This is a genomic window from Promicromonospora sp. NPDC019610 (genome assembly GCF_044389365.1).
GTDB lineage: Bacteria > Actinomycetota > Actinomycetes > Actinomycetales > Cellulomonadaceae > Promicromonospora.
This window is the reverse complement of the sequence record NZ_JBIRXX010000002.1, coordinates 1,915,578-1,935,500: the sequence shown is the minus strand read 5'-3', so window position 1 is coordinate 1,935,500 and position 19,923 is coordinate 1,915,578. Positions and strand designations below refer to the sequence as shown.

At 73.1% G+C, this 19,923-nt stretch carries 12 protein-coding genes; 11 read left to right on the top strand and 1 reads right to left on the bottom strand.

The window, feature by feature from the left end:
* The first annotated feature begins 109 nt into the window (after positions 1–109).
* The 9 genes from ACH45N_RS20250 (at position 110) to ACH45N_RS20210 (ending at position 16,755) form a co-directional block, all read left to right on the top strand.
* A complete protein-coding gene (locus ACH45N_RS20250; RefSeq protein WP_397397123.1) occupies positions 110–1,831 on the top strand; it encodes a LysM peptidoglycan-binding domain-containing protein in 1,722 nt (573 codons plus the stop codon).
* A complete protein-coding gene (locus ACH45N_RS20245; RefSeq protein WP_397397121.1) occupies positions 1,824–3,665 on the top strand; it encodes a discoidin domain-containing protein in 1,842 nt (613 codons plus the stop codon). The genes ACH45N_RS20250 and ACH45N_RS20245 overlap by 8 nt, the downstream gene beginning before the upstream one ends.
* Position 3,666: 1 nt before the next feature.
* Positions 3,667–8,127, top strand: a complete 4,461-nt coding sequence (locus ACH45N_RS20240; protein WP_397397119.1) for an FtsK/SpoIIIE domain-containing protein — start codon at positions 3,667–3,669, stop codon at positions 8,125–8,127.
* 124 nt (positions 8,128–8,251) lie between these two features.
* Entirely contained in the window at positions 8,252–9,520 is a 1,269-nt protein-coding gene (locus ACH45N_RS20235) for a HupE/UreJ family protein (RefSeq protein ID WP_397397117.1), read from the top strand.
* Between the two features lie 123 nt (positions 9,521–9,643).
* Complete coding sequence (locus ACH45N_RS20230) at positions 9,644–12,094, top strand: fibronectin type III domain-containing protein (RefSeq protein ID WP_397397115.1); 2,451 nt, start codon at positions 9,644–9,646, stop codon at positions 12,092–12,094.
* Positions 12,095–12,217: 123 nt separating this feature from the next.
* On the top strand, positions 12,218–13,618 hold the full coding sequence (locus ACH45N_RS20225; RefSeq protein WP_397397113.1) for a WxL protein peptidoglycan domain-containing protein: 1,401 nt from the start codon (positions 12,218–12,220) through the stop codon (positions 13,616–13,618).
* Positions 13,615–14,292, top strand: a complete 678-nt coding sequence (locus ACH45N_RS20220) for a BMP family ABC transporter substrate-binding protein (protein ID WP_397397111.1) — start codon at positions 13,615–13,617, stop codon at positions 14,290–14,292. The genes ACH45N_RS20225 and ACH45N_RS20220 overlap by 4 nt, the downstream gene beginning before the upstream one ends.
* Positions 14,293–14,331: 39 nt before the next feature.
* Positions 14,332–14,700, top strand: a complete 369-nt coding sequence (locus ACH45N_RS20215) for a DUF2200 domain-containing protein (protein WP_397397109.1) — start codon at positions 14,332–14,334, stop codon at positions 14,698–14,700.
* Between the two features lie 348 nt (positions 14,701–15,048).
* Entirely contained in the window at positions 15,049–16,755 is a 1,707-nt protein-coding gene (locus tag ACH45N_RS20210; RefSeq protein ID WP_397397107.1) for a DUF222 domain-containing protein, read from the top strand.
* A gap of 21 nt (positions 16,756–16,776) precedes the next feature.
* On the opposite strand, the gene ACH45N_RS20205 is transcribed toward ACH45N_RS20210, so the two are convergent.
* Positions 16,777–17,688, bottom strand: coding sequence for an SDR family NAD(P)-dependent oxidoreductase (locus ACH45N_RS20205; RefSeq protein WP_397397105.1), 912 nt, complete (start codon positions 17,686–17,688; stop codon positions 16,777–16,779).
* Between the two features lie 108 nt (positions 17,689–17,796).
* On the opposite strand from ACH45N_RS20205, the gene ACH45N_RS20200 reads away from it, so the two are divergent.
* Together ACH45N_RS20200 and ACH45N_RS20195 are read left to right on the top strand one after the other, a co-directional pair.
* Positions 17,797–18,219, top strand: a complete 423-nt coding sequence (locus tag ACH45N_RS20200; protein ID WP_397397103.1) for a winged helix-turn-helix transcriptional regulator — start codon at positions 17,797–17,799, stop codon at positions 18,217–18,219.
* A 150-nt stretch (positions 18,220–18,369) separates the two neighbouring features.
* Positions 18,370–19,824: a family 43 glycosylhydrolase gene (locus ACH45N_RS20195; RefSeq protein ID WP_397397101.1), complete on the top strand. Its 1,455-nt coding sequence runs from the start codon at positions 18,370–18,372 to the stop codon at positions 19,822–19,824.
* The last annotated feature ends 99 nt before the right edge of the window (positions 19,825–19,923 follow it).

The following is a 19,923-nucleotide window of genomic DNA, read 5'->3' as shown; positions in this document are numbered from 1 at the left end:
AGCGACGTCCTGAACGACCCTGCACGACCCGGGCCTGAACCACCCGGCGCACCACCCCTGACTGACGCGGCTCACCCTGGAGCGCGACACATCTGAAGACGGAGCAACTGTGCAGCACGCACCCCGCATCGCCGCCGCTCTCGCAGCGGCGGCCCTGTTCACGACAGCCGTCACGGTTCCTCTCGCGGCCGCCGCGCAGGCGGCCAGCACGGGTCCCGTTCTCGTGGGCGCAGCCCACACCACGGTCCACGCCGGCCCTGCCGCGCACGGCTTCGCCGCCCACGGCTTCGCCACTCATGACCTCGCGGCTGACAAGCTCGCCACGGCCACGAAGGACGGCGAGAAGGTCAAGTACTACGTGGTCCCCGCCAAGCCGGAGGGCCAGCAGGAGTTCCTGTTCGACATCGCCCAGCGGTTCCTCGGCGACGGCAACCGGTACAGCGAGATCTTCGAGCTGAACAAGGGCCGCACGCAGCCCGACGGCAACGCCCTGGTCGACGAGACCGTCCTGCTGCCGGGCTGGGTCCTCCAGATGCCCGACGACGCTGCGGGCGAGGGCATCGAGACCGGCGTGCTGCCGACGGGGCCCGCCGCGGGCGCCGGCGAGGCGAGCCCGTCGCCCGAGGCGTCGGTCGCGCCGTCCGTGCCCTACTACGTGATCGCGACGACGCCCGAGGGCGAGCCGGAGTTCCTCTACGGGATCGCCGAGCGGTTCCTGGGCGACGGCGAGCGGTACACGGAGATCTTCGAGCTGAACGAGGGCCGCACGCAGCCCGACGGCGGCAAGCTCACCGACCCGGAGACCGTGACGGTCGGCTGGGTGCTCCAGCTGCCCGAGGACGCCAAGGGCGAGGGCCTGCAGAACGGCCCGCTCCCGGGCCCGAGCGCGCCGCCCGAGCAGAACGCCCCGACCGAGGCGACGGACCCGGCCGGCGCGGCCGGTCCGGATGAGCAGTCCACCGGCGGGTCCGGGCTCGAGCCCGTGCTGATCGGCATCGGCCTCGCCGTGGTCGCGGCGGCCCTCGTGCTCCTCGTGGTCTACGCGGTGCGCCGCTCGCGCTCCGGCCGCGCGGAGCCCTTCGACGACAGCCTGCTGCGCACCGACACGTCGGCGTCGTGGATGGTGGACCGCGCCCTGCGGGTGCTGCTCGCGTCGTGCGAGCGCGACGGCGTCGAGGTGCCGGGCGTCACCGGCGTCTTCATCGAGGGCGGCGCGATGCGGCTGCGGCTGGCCGGACCGGTCTCGCCGGCGGCCGAGCCGTGGGTGGCGAACGAGGACGGCCAGAGCTGGTCGGCACCCCTGGCGCGGCTGCAGGCGGCGCCCGCCAGCGAGGCCTCGACCGCGCAGTTCTCGCGGCTGGTCACGATCGGTGTGGCCGAGACCGGCCGGGTGCTGGTCGACTTCGCCCGCGCCCGCGGCGTCATCAGCCTGGACGGTCCCACCCGCGCCCGGCACGAGGTGCTGCGCCGCTGGCTGGGCGAGCTGACGGGCAACCCGTGGTCGAACGACCCGCGCGTGGTCATGGTGGGCAACGGCCTGCCGCAGCCGGAGCAGGTCGAGCACCTGGCGGCGATCGAGCAGGTGATCCCCGAGCTCGACGCGACCGCCGGCGGCGTGCTCGTGCTGTCGCAGGCGCCGTCGGTGGCGCAGCAGGACCTGCTGGCCGCCCGGTTCGCCGACCCGCGCTTCGCCTGGGTGGTCATCGTGCTCGGCGAGTCGACGTCGGCGAAGTGGCGGATCACCGCCGGCGACGACGGCTGGCTGCGCAGCGGCTTTCTGCCCGACGTCCGCTATACGGAGCAGACGGCGGTGCGACGGGCCGGTGAGTGAGCGACTGACAGGGGTCGCGCGCCGCGTCCTGGCGACGACCCTGGTGACCGCGCTGCTCGTCACGCTCGTCGGCACCGTTCTCCCGGGGGTCGCGCCGGCGCGGGCGGCGGAGGACCCGGTGCTGCTCTCGCAGGGCAGGCCCGCCGTCGCGTCGTCGCTGGAGAAGCCCGAGTTCCCCGCGCGCCAGGCCGTGGACGGCAACCCGAGCACCCGGTGGTCGAGCGCGTTCAGCGACCCGCAGTGGATCCGGATCGACCTGGGCCGGTCCACGACCGTGCACCGGGTCGAGATCGACTGGGAGGTCTCCTACGCCACGGACTACCGGATCGAGCTGTCGAACGACGGCGAGTCCTGGGAGACGCACTGGTTCGGCCCGGGCGACGGCGGCAACGACGTGATCAACATCCTCGGCGAGGGCCGCTTCGTGCGGATGTACTCCGGGGCGCGCGTCGGCACGGCGGGCAACTCCATCTGGGAGATGCGGGTCTACGGCGAGCCGGAGCCGACGCCGACCCCGACGCCGTCGCCGAAGAAGCCGGACCCGAGGCCGAGCGTGACGCAGCAGGCGGAGGCCACCCCGACCCCGACGCCCACGCCGACGCCCGTGCCGAGCCGCAGCGGCCCGCCGGGCTCGGTGCTGTACTACGTGGTCCGGGCGACGCCCGACGACAACGTCGAGAAGCTCAACGACATCGCCGAGCGGTTCCTGGGCGACCGGGAGCGCTGGCCGGAGATCGCCGCGCTGACCGAGGGGCACCGGCAGCCCGACGGCGAGTACCTGACCGACCCGAGGACCCTGACGCCCGGCTGGGTGCTCCGGATGCCGAAGGACGCCGTCGGCAAGGGCCTGAAGTTCGGCCCGCTGCCGGGGTACGAGGGGCCGTCCCCCTCGCCGTCGGCCACGCCCTCGCTCGAACCGACCGCGGCCCCGGCGTCGACCGGCGACGTGGCCGGGGCCGCGGACGCGGCCTTCACCGTGCCCGTCGTCCCGGTCCTGCTGGTCGTCGGCGGGCTGGTGCTCCTCGCGCTCCTGGGGCTGGTGCCGCTGTGGCTGGTGCGCCGGCGCAAGCGGCACGAGCCCTTCGACGACAGCCTGCTGCGCACCGACACCTCGGCGGCGTGGACCGTCGACCGGGCGCTGCGTGTGCTGATGGCGGCCTGCGAGCGCGACGGCCTGGAGATACCCGGCACGACCGGGGTGTTCATCGAGGGCAGCTCGCTGCGGTTGCGGCTGACCAACCCGGCCTCCCCGGCCCCGGCCCCGTGGCAGGTGAGCGAGGACGGGCAGAGCTGGTCCGCGCCGCTGGCGAAGCTCCAGTCCGGGGCGGCGTCGGAGAACCCGACCACCCGGTTCGCGCGGCTGGTCAACCTGGGGATCGGGGAGACGGGCCGGGTGCTCGTGGACTTCTCCGTGGCCCGCGGCGTGATCAGCCTGGACGGCCCCACGAGGGTGCGGCACGAGGTGCTGCGCCGCTGGCTGGGCGAGCTGACGGGCAACCCGTGGTCGAACGACCCGCGCGTGGTCATGGTGGGCAACGGCCTGCCCCGGCCCGAGCAGGTGGAGCACCTGGCAGGGATCGAGCAGGTGCTGCCCGAGCTGGAGGTGGGTGACGGCGGCGTGCTGGTCCTCTCGCAGGCGCCGTCCGCGGCGCAGCAGGACCTGCTCGCGGCCCGGTTCGCCGGCCCGGAGTTCACCTGGGTGGTGATCGTCCTCGGCCAGGCCCCGTCCGCGAAGTGGCGCTTCACCGCGGGGGACGACGGCTGGCTGCGCAGCGGGTTCCTGCCCGACGTGCGCTTCGACGAGCAGACCGCCGTGCGGCGGGGAGGCGAATGACATGCACGCTCTGATCACCGTGCGCCACGGCGCGCGCGAGACGCTCCTGTCCCTGGACCTGGACGAGCGCACCAAGGCGGCCGACCTGGCCGAGCGCTTGGCGGCCGAGGTGGGCGCGCCCCGCGGCAGCACCATGTACGTGGACGGCAGCGCCGTCCAGGGCCACGGGGTGCAGGACCGCTCCGTGCACGGCGCCGCGACCACGGCCACGACCACGACCACGACCACGACCGGGACCGCGCCGGGCGCCGAGCTGCTCGTCGCCGACTCCGGCGTCCGGGACGGGGCCGTCGTCACGTTCACCGAGCCCGGGATCGGGAACGGCTTCGCGGGCGGCCCGGTCGACCTGTGCGTCACGGGCGGCATCGGCACGGGCGCGGTCGCCCGGCTCGGCGTCGGCGAGTCGATCCTGCAGGTGGGTCCCGACGGCCGGGTCCGGGTCGACGAGCCGCGTGAGGGCGGTCTCGCCGCCGTCGCCGTCGTCGTCGGCCTGGACGGCGCCGTGCGCGTGCGGCGCATGCCGGACCCCCGCTCGGTCGGCCGCCTGGTCCACCTGGACCGGTCGGAGGACCCGCTGGGCGAGGACGACGCGCCGTGGCCCGCGGGCACGCAGCTCCGGATCGGCCCGAGCGTGCTGACGGTCCAGCCGGCCACGCGGCCCGACGCCGACCTGCGGCCCGCGACCGAGCCGGGGCACCTGGACTACAACCGGCCGCCCCGCCTGCTGCCGCCGATGCCGGCGACGCACTTCCGGCTGCCGGCCGAGCCGGCGGCGCCCAGCCGCAACCCGCTGCCGTGGCTCGGCATGGCCATGCCCGCGGTGCTGGGCATCGTGATGGCGATCGCGCTGAAGCAGCCGTACTACCTGTTCTTCGCCCTGGCCTCGCCGCTGATGGGCTGGGGCAACTGGTGGATGTCCAAGCGCAACGGCGTGACCACGCACAAGGAACGGCTCAAGCAGCACGCCGAGGAGCGGGCGGCGCTGGAGGAGGAGGTGCTGGACGCGGTGCGGCGCGAGCAGCACCGGCGCCGGGTCTCCAGCCCGGGTGCCGCCGAGCTGCGCCTGATCGCCACCACGCCGACGCGGCGCCTCTGGGAGCGCCGGAGCACCGACAGCGACCACCTCACGGTCCGGCTCGGGCTCGCCGACGCCACCAGCCAGGTCGAGGTCGAGGACAGCGCCGAGCCGGAGCACCGCCGCAAGACCCGCGCGACCGTCCGGTCCGTCCCGGTCACGGTGTCGCTCAAGGAGGCCGGCGTGGTCGGCCTCGCCGGTCCGGGGGACTGGCCGCGTCGCCGGGCCCGCTGGATGGTGGGCCAGCTCGGGGTGCTGCAGAGCCCGCGCGACGTGCAGGTCTACGTGCTGACCAGCTCCGAGCACGTGCAGGACTGGGCCTGGGCGGCCTGGCTGCCGCACGCGCGTCCGGCGTTCGGCCAGGACGCCGTCGCCCTGATCGGCACGACGACGGACACCCTCGCCGCCCGCGTCGCCGAGGTGAACTCCCTGATCACGCAGCGCCGGGCCGCCATGGAGGGGGCCGGCGGCAAGGTCATGTCCGGCCCGCAGGTCGTCGTGGTGCTCGACGGCGCCCGCCGCCTGCGCGCCCTGCCCGGCGTCGTGTCCATCCTGCGCGACGGCCCCGGCGTCGGCGTGAGCGTCGTCTGCCTGGACGGCGACGAGCAGCTGCTGCCGGAGGAGTGCACCGTCGTGGCGCTCGCCCGGGTGGACGGCGGCATGACGCTGCGCCGGCAGGACGCCGACGACCTGCGCACCATCCTGGTCGACGAGGTGAAGGACGACTGGTACGAGCCCGTGGCCCGCGCCGTCGCCGCGGTGCACGACGTGACGGCCAGCGAGGGCGAGGGCCTGATCCCCGACTCGGCACGCCTCGTCGAGGTGCTCGACATCGAGGAGGTCGACGCCGAGCAGATGGTGGCGCGGTGGCGGATGATCTCGACGAGCGGCAAGGGGAGCACGGCGGCCGTCGTCGGCGTGTCCCTGGACGGGCCGTTCGTGCTCGACATGGTGCGCGACGGGCCGCACGCCCTGGTGGGCGGCACGACCGGCTCCGGCAAGTCCGAGTTCCTGCAGACCGTCGTCGCCTCGCTGGCCGTGGTGAACACGCCGGAGACCATGAACTTCGTGCTGGTCGACTACAAGGGCGGCGCGGCGTTCAGCCAGTGCGAGCAGCTGCCCCACACGGTCGGCATGGTCACCGACCTCGACACGCACCTGGTCGAGCGTGCGCTCGACTCGCTGCGCGCGGAGCTCACCTTCCGGGAGCACGTGCTGGCGGCCGCCGGTGCGAAGGACCTGGAGGACTACCTCGACGCGCAGGGTCGCGGCTACGTCGGCCCCACGCTGCCGCGCCTGATGATCGTGATCGACGAGTTCGCGTCCATGGTGCGCGAGCTGCCCGACTTCGTCACCGGCCTCGTCAACATCGCCCAGCGGGGCCGCTCGCTCGGCATCCACCTCATCCTCGCCACGCAGCGCCCGTCCGGCGTCATCTCCCCGGAGATCCGGGCCAACACGAACCTGCGCATCGCGCTGCGGATGACGGACAAGAGCGAGTCCAAGGACGTCATCGACGCGAACGAGGCCGCGGAGATCGCCAAGTCGCAGCCCGGCCGCGCCTACGCCCGGCTCGGGCACTCGTCGCTGGTCCCGTTCCAGTCGGCACGCGTGGGCGGACGGCGCCTGTCGCTGTCCGACGCCGGGCAGGTCGAGGCGCCGTTCGTGGCGCGGATCCCCGTGACCGACCTGGGCGCCCCGGTGCCCAGCCGCCCCCGGGTCAAGCGCAGCGAGGACGTCGAGACCGACCTCGCGGCGCTGGTCGAGACGCTGCGGGAGACGGCACGCGTGGGTGGCTGGGACGAGCCGCGGCGGCCGTGGCTGCCCGCGCTGCCCGACCTGCTGCCGTTCGGCCGCCTGGTGCAGCCGAGCCCGCAGTCGCAGTTCGCCTGGGCGCTGGAGGACTCGCCGTCCGACCAGCGGCAGGGGCCCGCCGTGATCGACCTGGACGAGTTCGGACACCGCTACGTGGTGGGCGCGCCGGGCAGCGGGCGCTCGACGGTGCTGCGCACCAGCGCGTTCGCCGCGGCGAGCCAGATGTCGGTGGCCGACCTGCACCTGTACGCGATCGACTGCGGCAACGGCGCGCTGACAGTGCTCAACGAGCTGCCGCACACCGGCGCCGTCGTGCAGCGCGGACAGGCCGAGCGGGCCAAGCGCCTGCTCACGCGCCTGCAGGCCGAGCTCGGCCGGCGCCAGCAGGTCCTCGCGGCCGGCAACTTCGCCAGCGTGACCGAGCAGCGTGAGCTCGCCGAGCCGGGCACCCGCCTGCCGCGCGTGCTGGTGCTGATCGACCGCTGGGAGAGCTTCATGAGCACCTACGGCGAGGTCGACAGCGGCAAGCTGGTCGAGATCGTCCAGGAGCTCCTGCGCGACGGCGCGAGCGCGGGCATCCACCTGCTCGTGTCCGGCGACCGCAGCCTGCTCTCCAGCCGGATGAGCGTGCTGACCGACGACGCGCTGGTGCTGCGGCTCACCGACAAGTTCGACTACGGGATGGTCGGCATCGACCACAAGAAGCTGCCCGAGGAGATCCAGCCGGGCCGCGCGTTCCGGTCGGGCAGCGGGCTCGAGGTGCAGGTGGCGATCCTCGGCGACGACCCGTCGGGTCGCGCCCAGACCAGCGCCGCGCGCCTCCTGGCCGCCACGGTCCGCGAGCGGGAGGACGTGGTGCCCGGCACCGGCCCCTTCCGCGTGGACGACCTGCCCTCGACGATCACGGTCGACGCCGCGTACCAGTACGTCGGTCCCGAGGCCGCGCAGCCCATGTGGGCGCTGCTCGGCGTCGGCGGCGACGACCTGACCGCGTTCGGCATGGACCTCGCCGGGGACGCGCCCGCGTTCCTGGTGGGCGGACCCTCCAAGTCGGGGCGGTCCACCATGCTCGCCGTCATGACGGAGTCGCTGCTGCGCGGCGGTACCCAGGTGGTCATCCTGGCGCCACGCCCGAGCATCCTGCGCGACCTCGAGGGCAGGGAGGGCGTGCGCGCCGTCCTGACCGGCACGGAGATCACCGAGGAGGACCTGGTGCCGCACCTCGCCCCCGACGGCGAGCCCGTGGTGCTCGTCGTCGACGACGGCGAGCTGGTCGCCGACGTCCCCGCCAAGTCCTGGCTGCGCGCGTACCTGCGCACGGCCGCCGACAACCGGCGCGGCCTGATCCTCGGCGGCGACGCCTCCGAGGTGGCGAGCGGCTTCTCCGGCTGGCAGGTCGACGTCAAGAAGAGCCGGCGCGGCGCGCTGCTCAGCCCGCAGGACCGGTTCGACGGCGACCTCGTCGGCGCGAGCCTGCCCCGCTCGGCGGTCTCGACGCAGGTGACGCCGGGCAAGGCGCTGGTGCACCTGGGGTCGGGCGAGCTGATGACGGTGCTGGTGCCGACGCTGTAGCCGCTTGACGCGGGCTGTCGCGAGCCGGGACCGGGATGCCGGTCCCGGCTCGCTCTTCTCTGTCTCCGTGTCTGTTCGCCGGTCGTTCGCGGACCGTTCATCCCCGTGGTGGATGGTGCCCCGCGTGCGTCGCTCTCTGACCGTCGCGGCCGTGTCCGCGCTCACCGCTCTCGTCTCGCTCCTCGTCCTGCCCGCCCTCGCCGCCCCGGCGGGCGCGCACGGCTTCACCTCCACCGTCTACGCCGACGCCTCGACCCCCGAACCCGGCGTCGTGCGCACCGAACTCGCCCTGGAGTACGACCTGCTCGTCGTCTCCGCCGCCGAGTACCAGGACGACCGCGCCTTCTTCGACGAGGGGATGGCCCTCTGGGAGACCGACGACGAGCCGACGGCGCTCGCGGCGCACACCGACACGGTGCTCGGCTACGTGACCGACCGGTTCGAGGTGACGGCCGACGGCGTCGCGTGCGCCCCGGCGCAGGTCGGCGACTTCGAGATCACCGACCGCGAGGGCGTGCCGTACGCCGTGCTGGTGCTGGACCACGACTGCGGTGCTGTCCCCGGCGGTGCTGTCCCCGACGGGGCGGCGTCCGGCGACGCCGGAGGCGAACCCGTCGACTACGAGGTGCGCAGCACCCTCTTCGCCGACGACGAGGGCTACGTCACCGGCACCACGACCATCCTGGACTACGAGCTCGACGGCGCCGCCGGCAGCGCGGCGCTCACGCAGCACACGCCGTCCTTCTCGACGGTCGAGCACTGGTACGAGCGCATGGGCCACTTCTTCGTGCTGGGCGCGGAGCACCTGCTGGGCGGCCCGGACCACCTGCTGTTCCTGCTCGCGCTCATCGTCGGCTCGCGCCGCCTGCGGGACGTCGTGCTCGCCGCGACGTCCTTCACGCTGGCCCACTCGGTGACGTTCCTGCTGGCCGCGCTCGGTGTGGTCAGCGCGCCGGCGGCTGTGGTCGAGCCGGTCATCGCGCTGTCGATCGCGGTGGTGGCGGCGTGGCACGTGTGGGGGATGTGGCGGGGGCGGGGAGCGCTGCATGCCGGAGTCCTGGAGCCGGCCCGGGCCGGGCGGCTCCAGCTGGAGCGCGCCGACTGGTTCCGGCTCGCCGTCGTCTTCGCCTTCGGCCTGGTCCACGGCCTCGGGTTCGCGGGGGCGCTCGGCATCGACGAGCCGTTCTCGTGGACGCTGCTGTGGTCGCTCCTGGTGTTCAACGTGGGCATCGAGGTGGTGCAGCTCGGCATCATCGCCGTCGTCTTCCCGCTGCTGATCCTGCTGCGCCGCCGGGCACCGCGCACCGCGCTGTGGACGGGCGTCGTGGTCGCGGCCGGGGTGACGGTCGTCGGGCTGTTCTGGTTCGGCCAGCGGGTGCTCGGGCTGGGCTGACCAAAGATCACCCGCCGTCACGCCGCATGTTCATCTGCCGCTCATCCCGGCGTCGGCACCGATTCGTCTCCCGGGGCAAGTGTCGGCTCGGCGCCGCTCGGCGCTCCCTTCACTGGAGGACTCATGCAAGCGAATGACCATCGCCCGGCCGCGTCCGTGCGCGGCTGGGGTCGTTCAACCGTCGCGGCGGTGGGGCTCGTCTCCGTCGTCGCGGGCGGCCTGACCTACGCCGCGACGTCGGCGGGCGCAGCAGACCTGCCCTCGACGTTCCTGGGCGGCACGACCACCTGGGCGTACTCGGACGACAACACCGACCCGGCCGCGGGCAGCAGCGACCGGCTCACCTGGACCTACGCCGGGTTCGACGACGCGGGCTGGCAGCGCGCCACCGGGCCGTTCGGCGCGAAGAACGGCTCGGCGACGCCGGACCTCGGCTCCGGCTTTCCCGTGACCACGGTGCTCGACCACTACGTGGACCCGGCCGCGGCGACGAAGGTCGCGATCCCCACGTACCACCTGCGCACGACCTTCGACGTCACGGCGGACCAGCTCGGTCAGATCGCGTCGCTGCGCGGCGACGTGACGTTCGACGACGCGGTGCAGATCTTCGTCAACGGCACCAAGGTGGCCGGTTTCGTGGACGAGCGCGTCGAGGCCGTCCCCGACGCGCAGAAGAACCTCACCTACGCCGGCGCCAGCGCCGGGAACCCGGTGAACCAGCAGTTCAGCGTGCCCGCCGACGTGCTCCAGGCCGGCGCGAACACGCTGGCGATCGGCCTCTACAACGACCGGGCGAGCAGCTCCGACGTGTACCTCGACCTCAGCTCGCTGGTCCCCGTGGAGGTGCCGGTGGAGGAGCCGACCACCACGGTGACCGACCTCGTGCTCGGCATCGGTGCGACCCAGGCCGAGCGCAACCTCGCCTGGTACTCGGACCAGGACACCGAGCAGGTCGCCCAGATCGCGCCCGCGGGCGAGGTCGTGGACGGCGCCTTCCCGGCCGACGCGGTCAGCGTCGCCGCCACGGGCGGGCCGTCGTCGAGCGGGGAGTTCTACCGCCACGCGACGTTCACGGGGCTCCAGGAGAACACCGCGTACTCCTACCGGGTGGGTACTGCGGGTGCGGCCGGTACGGAGGGCGCCTGGTCGGCGGTCTCGACGTTCCGCACGCAGGACTTCGACGGCGACTTCGACTTCCTGTTCTTCGGCGACCCGCAGCTCGGCTCGTCCGGCAACGTGCCGCGCGACACCGAGGGCTGGATCGACACGCTCGACGTCGCCACGGCCGCCTACCCGGACGCCGAGATGCTCTTCTCGGCCGGTGACCAGGTGGAGTCGGCGAGCAGCGAGGCGCAGTACGAGGCCTTCCTGTCGACGGACCACCTGCGCCAGATCCCGTTCGTGGCGAACAACGGCAACCACGACGTCGGCAACAAGGCGTACCGCCAGCACTTCAACACGCCGAACCTCGACGAGAGCGCCGGCCCCGGTTCCGGCACGAGCTCGGGCGGCGACTACTGGTTCGTCTACAACGACGTGCTGTTCCTCAACCTCAACTCCAACAGCCGGGACTACGCCTCGCACGAGCGGTTCGTGCGCGACGTCGTCGCGGAGCACGGCGACGAGGCGAAGTGGAAGGTCGTGTCGTTCCACCACTCGATCTACTCGGTGGGCCCGCACGCGACCGACAGCGACGTGATCGACCGCCGCAACACGTGGCCCACGCTCTTCTCCGAGCTGGGCATCGACCTGGTGCTCCAGGGCCACGACCACAGCTACGCCCGCTCGTACCTGATCCGCAACGGTGAGAAGGCCGACCCCGCCGAGGAGGCGGGTGCCGACGTCCTCACCCCGGGTCCCGGCGGCGTGCTGTACGTGACGGCGAACTCGGCGTCCGGCTCGAAGTACTACTCGGCGAACGCGGCCGGCTCGTGGTGGCTCTCGGCCTTCAACCAGGAGAACGTGCGCAACTACACGGCCGTGGAGGTGTCCGACGACGCCATCTCGGTGCGCACCATCCGCTCCGAGGCCAAGGACGCCGACCGCCCCGTGAACTCGGTCGTGGACCAGGTGACCATCGCCAAGCCGGTCGACCCGAACACCCAGAAGCTCCAGGTCGTGGTGCCGCAGGGCGCCCCGGGCGAGTTCGTCTGGAGCATCGACGGCGCCAACACGCTGGTCGACCTCGGCACCGCCGAGGCCGCCGGCGACCACTACGCCGCCGAGGGTTCGATCAACCCGATCCGGGTGACCGACACGCGCCGCGGCGGCCCGCAGTGGTCGCTCTCGGCCCAGGTGGGCGACTTCACCTCCGGTGACCGGTCGTTCTCCGGCAAGTACCTCGGCTGGACCCCCGACGTGATCGAGGCGGGCGGCGGCTCCCTCGCCGGCGCGCAGGTCGCGACCGGGTTCGACGGCGGACCGGGCCTGTCCGAGTCGGCGACCCTCGGCCGCGCCGCGGCCGGGCACCCCACGGGTTCGGCGCTCTTCGGCGCCGACCTCGACCTGAAGATCCCCGTCGACGTCACCGACGGGACCTACCGGGCGACGCTCACGCTCACCGCGCTGAGCTGACCGAGGCAGGACCTGCCGCGCGCCAGGCGGGCGGCGCTCTCACGAGGAGCGTCGCCCGTCCGGCGACCCGGGTCGATCCCCGTCCCGAAAACCTGTCTGTCCCGCACCACCGAAGGAAGTTCCATGTCCGTGCCCGCCGCCCGCGCGACCACGCGTCGTGTCGCCGCTCGCTCCTCGGCCGCGCTGGCGGCCCTGTCCGTGGGGCTCGCGGCCCTGGTCGTCGCCCTCGGGACAGGGCTCGCGGGGCCGGCTGCCGCTGGGCCGGCTGCCGCTGCGCCGACCGCTGCTGGGCAGTTGAGTGCTGCGCCGATGACTGCTGCGCCGATGATTGCGGCGCCCGCGACCGCGCCCACGGACGACGTCACCTGGGGCGTGCGCACCGCGACCAACGACCACGGGGCCGAGCGGGAGAACTTCCGCTACACGGTGGATCCGGGTGCCAAGGTGTCCGACGAGCTCGTCGTCACCAACCACGGCGAGACCCCGCTGAAGCTCGACATCTACGCCGCCGACGGCTACACGACGACGGCGGGGCAGCTCGACGTCCTGACGCGGGAGACCGGCGCCGAGGACGAGGAGACGGGTTCTGATGACACCGGCTCTGCCGACACCGGTTCCGTGCACGTCGGCTCCTGGCTCGACCCCGCCGTCGACCAGGTGCACCTCGCGCCCAGCGAGAGCGCCGACGTCCCCTTCACACTCCGGGTGCCCGACGACGCGACGCCCGGCGACTACGCCGGCGCGATCCTCACCTCGCGCACCGTCACCGCACAGGAGGCGGGGCTGGACTACGAGACCCGGTCCGGGATCCGCGTGTACCTGCGGGTCGCCGGCGACCTCGCGCCGAGCCTGACGGTCACCGACGCGCACGTCGAGTACCACCAGACCCTCAACCCCTTCGGGCCGGGGGACGCGACCGTCACGTACACCGTCCGCAACGACGGCAACGTCCGGCTGGCCGCGAACCAGGACGTCGGCGTCGCCGGCCCGTTCGGCTGGCTCGCCGCGCAGGGCGCGGCCGCCGACGTGCCCGAGCTCCTGCCGGGCGAGTCCTGGCCGGTGTCCGTGCCGGTCGACGGCGTGGCGCCGCTGTTCTGGCTCGGCGCCGACATCGTGCTCGTCGCCCAGCTGCCCGACGTCGAAGGTCCGACCCCCGGCGTCGCCCCCGTCGAGGCCCACGCGTCCGGCTGGGCCGTGCCGTGGCTGCCGCTCGCCGTCGTCCTGCTGCTGGTCGGGGCCGTCGTCGTGATCGTGCGCCGCCGTCGGAGCCGCGGGCGGCGCGAGGACGCCCGCGTCCAGGCCGCCGTCGCCAAGGCGCTCGCGGAGCGCGCGGCGGCGGAGGGCGTTCCTGCGGAGGGCGTTCCTGCGGATGAGGCGGAGAAGGAGGGCGCGGTGGAGGAGGGCGCGGCGGGGGAGGCCGCGGCGAAGGGAGGTACCGCGGTCGGGGCCGGGCGGTCGGCCGGCTCCGACCAGGCAGCTCCCGAGGAATCCGGGACGCCGAGGACCGGGGCGGTCGCGCCGTGAGGCGCCCGGCAGCCGGACTCACCGCGACCCTGGCTGCGGCCGCCGTCGCGCTCACCCTCACCGCGTGCGGCGCCGTCGCGCCCGGCCCGACCTCGGACGGCGCCGCCAGCCCGCCGCCCCTGACCGGGTTCGCAGCGCGGTTCGTCGGGTCCAGCCACGAGCCGGCGCCGGAGGCGACCGTCCGCCCCACGCCGGGCACGTGGGACGACGTCGCCGTCCCCGCCGGGTACACGATCGCCGTCGTCGCCCGTGGTGACGACGGCGCGACGGCGACCCTCACGGACGCCGTCGAGCACTACGCCGCGGAGCACGGGGCGGACCTGACCGTGCTGGAGGCGCGGAGCGACGACGACGTCGAGCGGCGTATCGACGAGGCCGTGGCCGGCGCGCCGGATCTGGTGATCGGTGTCGGCGACGGCGTCGTGGACGTGTTCTCCCTGATCACGGCCCAGTACCTGGAGACCGACTTCCTGGTGGTCGGGGCGCAGCTGCCGGAGCCGACCCACAACGTGACCGCCGTCGTCTGGCCGGGTGCGGAGTTCCGCGGGACGGGGCTGGGCAACGACGACGCCCACCCGGCCGCCGTCACGGCGGAACGTGCGCGCGAGGCCGTCGCCGCCGGGACGGCGAGCGTGCTGCACGACCTGACGGGCATCGTCATCGAGCTCGGCTAGCTCCTCCGCGGTGTCGGTGGGCCCGGATACAGTCGGGAGATGGCACGGGACCGGATATTCGGCATGAGCTTCGCGAGCATCTACCCGCTCTACGTGCAGAAGGTGGAGCGCAAGGGCCACACCACGGCCGAGCTGGACCAGGTGCTCACCTGGCTCACCGGCTACGACGACGCCGGCCTGCTGCAGGCGATCGACAGCGGGGTGGACCTGGAGACCTTCTTCGCGCAGGCGCCGGCGATGAACCCGAATGTGTCCCTGATCAAGGGCGTCATCTGCGGGTACCGCGTCGAGGACATCGAGGACCCGCTGATGCAGCAGATCCGGTACATGGACAAGCTGGTCGACGAGCTGGCGCGCGGCAAGAAGATGACGTCGATCCTGCGGGGGAGCGCGCCGGTCGCGCGCTGAGCCGAGGGTCGCGGGTCTCGTCGGCCCGGGGGTGGCGTGCGCACGCTCCTGTGACGCCGCGTGAGGGCAGGTGGAACCTGAGTCTGTTATCACCGAGTCCGGTCCCTTCTGCTGAGTGATGACGAGCCTCTGCAGCGTGGCTCTCGGGCCAGCGTATGCCGTGCCGGGCTTGATGAAGAGTTATCCACAGATTACAAGTGCACCTCGCGGTGCGTATGAATGTTCGAGATAATGGTGTCAGGCGGACAACGAGGGCAGGGGGTGGCGTCGGTGGAGTCGATGGAGGGAACGGGCTTTGAGGGTGCGCCCTCAGCGGGTGCGGGTGGCGTGGCGTCGTTGGAGCAGGTGTTGGACCGGATCGAGGCCGCGGTGGGGGAGCTGGCGGGTCTGGTCGCTCCGGAGGTCCTGGAGGGTTGGGGCGCTCCGACGATCACCCCGTTGATGCAGGCCCATACGAGGATCCGTAAGGTGACCGCTCGCCTGGAGGGTGTGCGGTTCACGGTGTTGCCGCGGATCGAGGACGACGGGGCGTGGCGTTCGGGCGGGATGTCGCGGACGTTCGCGTCGTGGTTGCGGTTGCGGGAAGGCGTCTCGGCGTCTACGGCACGCAAGGACGTGACGACGGCTCGTCGTCTGGCGCAGGCTCTCCCGGTGACGCGTGAGCGTCTGGTCGCGGGCGCCCTGGGAGCGGATCATGCCCGGGTGATGGCGGAGGTCGCGCCGACGAGCCGGACTCGTGAGGATGCGTTGGCGTGGTTGGTCGACACCCGTACGGGGGAGACCACGACGCCGGAGGCGTTCGTGCAGACCGTCAGTGTCGACTTCCCCGACCCTGCCGATGACCCGGAAGGAGTGCGTACCCGTGAGCGGGTCACCGAGGTCTTGGAGACCGCGATCGGTGAGGGGACGTTGGTTACGGGGGAGGGTCTGGTTCTGCGTGAGGCTTCGGTGTTGAACGCGGACCAGTTCCGGGTGGTGGCGCGCCGGTTCGCGACCGTGACGGACCCGGACACGGATGACGTGGACGATGACAGGGCGGCCCGGGGTGAGTTCCTGGATGTGTCCAAGACGCTGGGCGGGTTCCACGTGGCGGGGTTCCTGACGGATGAGCACGGTCTGCTGCTGACGACGGCGGTCAAGGCGCTGGTCGGTGCACCGGCGGTGGGCGATGACCGGAGCCCGGGGCAGCGTCGTGCGCAGGGTCTGGCGGATCTCGCGCGTGTGGTGCTGGACACGAATCAGGCTTCCTCGGGTGCGTCGATCCGTCCGCACCTGAGCGTGACGGTCTCGTGGTCGGAGCTGGTCGCTCAGGTCACTCGTACGCGGGGCGGCCTGTGCCTGACCTGCGGGCAGGTTGTCCCGGGCCGGTCGGGCGTGACAGGGGCGGGCTCAGCCGGGCCGGCGCCTTCGGCAGGAGTTGCGACCGGGCCGAGTCCGATCGTCGGACCTGGCGTCCTCGGCTCGGGTGCTGGTGCTGGTGCTGGTGCTGGTGCTGGTGCTGGTTCGGCTGTCGGGCCGGGCCTGTTGGGCTCGGGTGGTGCGGTGTTCACGGAGTCCGGTGGTCGGGTGCCGGTGGGTTTGTTGCGTCGGTTGGCGTGTGACAGTGCGGTCACCCGGGTGGTGTTCGGTGCGGATGGTGCGGTGCTGGATGTGGGGCGGGCGCAGCGGACGGTGTCGGGGCAGATGCGGCGTGGGGTGATCGCTCGGGATGGGCATTGTGTGTTCCCGGGGTGTGATCAGCCGCCGTCGCGGTGCGAGGTCCATCATGCGGTGACGCACTGGGCCCAGGGTGGTGGCACGTCGGTGGCCAACAGTGCGTTGTTGTGCTGGTTCCACCATCAGCTCGTTGATGCGCGGGGGATCGGCATGTCCTGGGCGGGTAAGCCCGCGACCGGTAACACCGCGGGGGGTGTGTTGGTGGAGACGGGGTGGGTCTTCACTGATCCGCGGGGTCACCGCATCCGAGTGCCCGAACCCATCGACCCCGCACCCATACCCGGCGAGGCCGCCGTTCCCGACGACCCGTCCGCCGTGCCACCCGCGACGGCGGCATGACGGATGCGATCCGCCGGCCGGTCAGACCGCGTCCGGGGTCAGCGCGTTGAAGACGACCTCGCGTTCGGCCCCTGTGGCGATGCGCCAGACCGCGTCGGCGAGGTCGTCGGGGTCGAGCACCGGCATGGGGGCCGAGCTGGCAGCCGAGTCAGGAGCCGGCTCAGCAGCGGAGCTAGCAGCCGAGTCAGCAGCAGGGTCGGGCGGCAGATCGAGCACCGGTTCGGGCGCCCCTGTCAGCGCACCCGCCCCTGTCAGCGCACCCGCCCCTGTCAGCGCACCCGCCCCTGTCAGCGCATCCGCTCCTCCGACGCTCGTGCCCGCCCGGCCCGCGGTCAGCATCCGGTGGATGTCGCCGCGTTCGATGAGCCCGCCCACCACGAGCGAGCCCACGTGGACGCCGTCGGGCGCGGCAGCCGCGGCGAGGGTCAGGGCGTAGGTGCGCAGGGCGGCCGAGGCTGGCGCGAACGGCCCGAGGAACGGCAGCGGGACGACCGCGCTGAGCCCCGACACGTAGACGATCGCGCCGCCGCCGCGCTCGCGCATGCCCGGCAGCACCAGTCCGGCGAGCTCGACGGCGGGGTCCACGACCTGGGCGGCGGCGGCGCGGACGTCGTCGGCGCGCGTCTCGAGGATGCCGATCGGGGCGGCGGCCGGGTTGTCGGCGCCCGGCCCGTGATAGACGACGTCGACAGGCCCGAGCCCGGCCTCTACCTCGGCGACCGCATGTCGCAGTCCGCCGGGCCTGCGCACGTCCGCGGCGACGGCGGCGGCGCGGACGCCGGCCGAGCGGAGGTCGTCCAGGTAACCGGGGTGGCGGTCGGCACTGCGGGAGACCAGGCCGACCTGGTACCCCTCCTTGCCGAACCGCCGGGCCACCGACATGCCGAGGCCTGGCCCGGCGCCCAGGACCAGCAGGGTGGGGTGAGTGCTCATTCGTGTCTCCTCGTCGTCTCGCCGTCGAGCTGCCTCGACGTGACCGTTGGATACGGTGACGTCATCGATCCTCACGGCACCGCGGACGTCTCGAAAGAAGGCACTTTCATGTCAGATGGGAACACCGGTGTGCCCCACCCCGACGGCCACACCGATGCCCACCCCGACGCCCACATGGTCGCCGCCGCCGTCGGCGGCAAGCTGCCGGGGCGGGTCCCGACCGAGGACTATGAGGCGTGCCCCGTCACGCACACCGTGCGGATGCTGGGCGACAAGTGGACGCTGCTCGTGCTGATGCTGCTCGCCGAGCGCGCGCACCGGTTCAACGAGCTCCACCGGCGCGTCGACGGGATCAGCCAGCGGATGCTGACCCGGACCCTCCGCGCGCTCGAGGACGACGGGCTGGTCTCCCGGACCGTCTTCCCCACGATTCCGCCCGGGGTCGAGTACAAGCTCACCGAACGGGGCCGCGAGCTGCTGGTCCCGCTGTCGGCCCTCGCGGACTGGGTCGTGCGGGACCGGGCGGCATAGACGCCCCCCGCGCGTCCGCGCCGCCACCGCACCGCGCTTCCCGGCCCCTTCCCTGACCTTTCTGTCACGTCTTGAGCGGCGGAATTCCGCCGATTAGCGTCACGTCGGACGCGCGACGGCGGCGTCGCGCCCGGAACGGAGGTCGTGCCCATGACAGGTCCAGCGAATGGATCTCCCGTCGACCGGCGGGCGGTCCTGGCGGGTGCCGCCGGGGTCGCCGGCTCCCTGGTGGCGGGCCTGGCCCTGCCCGCCGCGACCGCCTCGGCGGCGTCCGCGGCAGCACCGGGCCGCACGCCCGGGGGAACACCAGGCGGCGCGACCGCAGAGGCGGCACCCGGTGCGGCGACGTCGTCGGGCCACCCCGCCGGCCGCTTTCCAGCGAACTGGCCCGATCCGGAGCCTTACGGCCTCGCGGACACCCGGCCGGACCTCTGGCCGCGTGACGACAACTCCTTCGTGCTGCCGCTGGAGCTGCGCCCGCGGGACCGGGAGCTCGGCCGGGTCTGGATCCGCGACACGTACGTGAACTGCTTCGTCGTCGACGGCAAGCCCGTCTACGTCGCCACGGGGACCACGCGGGTACCGGGGCTCCCGGCGGCCGGTCCCTGGAACGACGGCATCTTCCTGTGGCTGGCCTCGTCGCTGCGCGGGCCGTGGCGGCTCGCCGACACGTCGGCGATCCGGCCCGATTCCGGTCGAGGGGCCGCGCCGGGCGCAGAGCGGGGCAAGGTCTGGTCGCCCGAGTTCGTCGGCGAGAACCGGCCCGGCCGCACCGTCGTCGCCCCGTGGCAGGAGTACTGGGACGACCACGGCCAGTTCGGCAAGCGCGGCAACGCCTGGGCGCCGGAGGTGCACTACTTCCGCGGCACCTGGTACATCGTGGCCTGCATGGGCGACCACTCCACGAAGGTCGGCTCGTTCCTGCTGATCAGCGAGGGCGGCCCCGAGGGCCCGTACCGCCTGGCCGAGGGCAACGTCGGCAAGCCCTTCGGCGACTCGTTCATCGGCGGGCCGTCGTTCATCGCGCCCGGGGCGTACCACCACATCGACGGCAGCATCTACACCGAGGACGACGACGCCTGGCTGGTGCTGCACAACCACCTGTACGCGCCGTTCCGCGACGACATGGAGGACATCGTCCCGACGACGGGCCTCCCGCTGTTCCAGCAGACGCCGTACACGCCCGAGCCGTACCTGGAGGGTGCGTACGTGTTCAAGCACGGGGGCAAGTACTTCCTGGTGCACGCGGCCTGGGACCGCACGTCGACCAACCCGGACGGAACGACCCGGAACGCCTACGACACGGCCGCGCCCGGTCGGGTGCAGTACCAGTACGACGCCGTCGTCGCCGTCGCCGACCGGTTCGAGGGCCCGTACTCGGAGCGCTGGACGGCGGGGGTGGGCGCGGGGCACAACAACTTCTTCCTCGACCACCACGGCCAGCCCTGGGCGACGTTCTTCCGCAACCCGGCCGCCGGCTACTGGGCCGACCCGTCGCGGGTCGGTGACGCGGCGGCCGCCGGCGTCGTCCGCCTGGAGTGGACGGGACCGGAGGGTAACCGCCTGTACGTGGCCCGCCGCACCCCCCACCCGCCCCACGACTGAGAGCCCGGCGGCGGTCGAACGTAGGGTCCGTCGGCGCACGGGCGCCCATGCGCCGACGAAACCTACGTTCGACGGCCGGGACCTCCTCAGCGGCGAGGC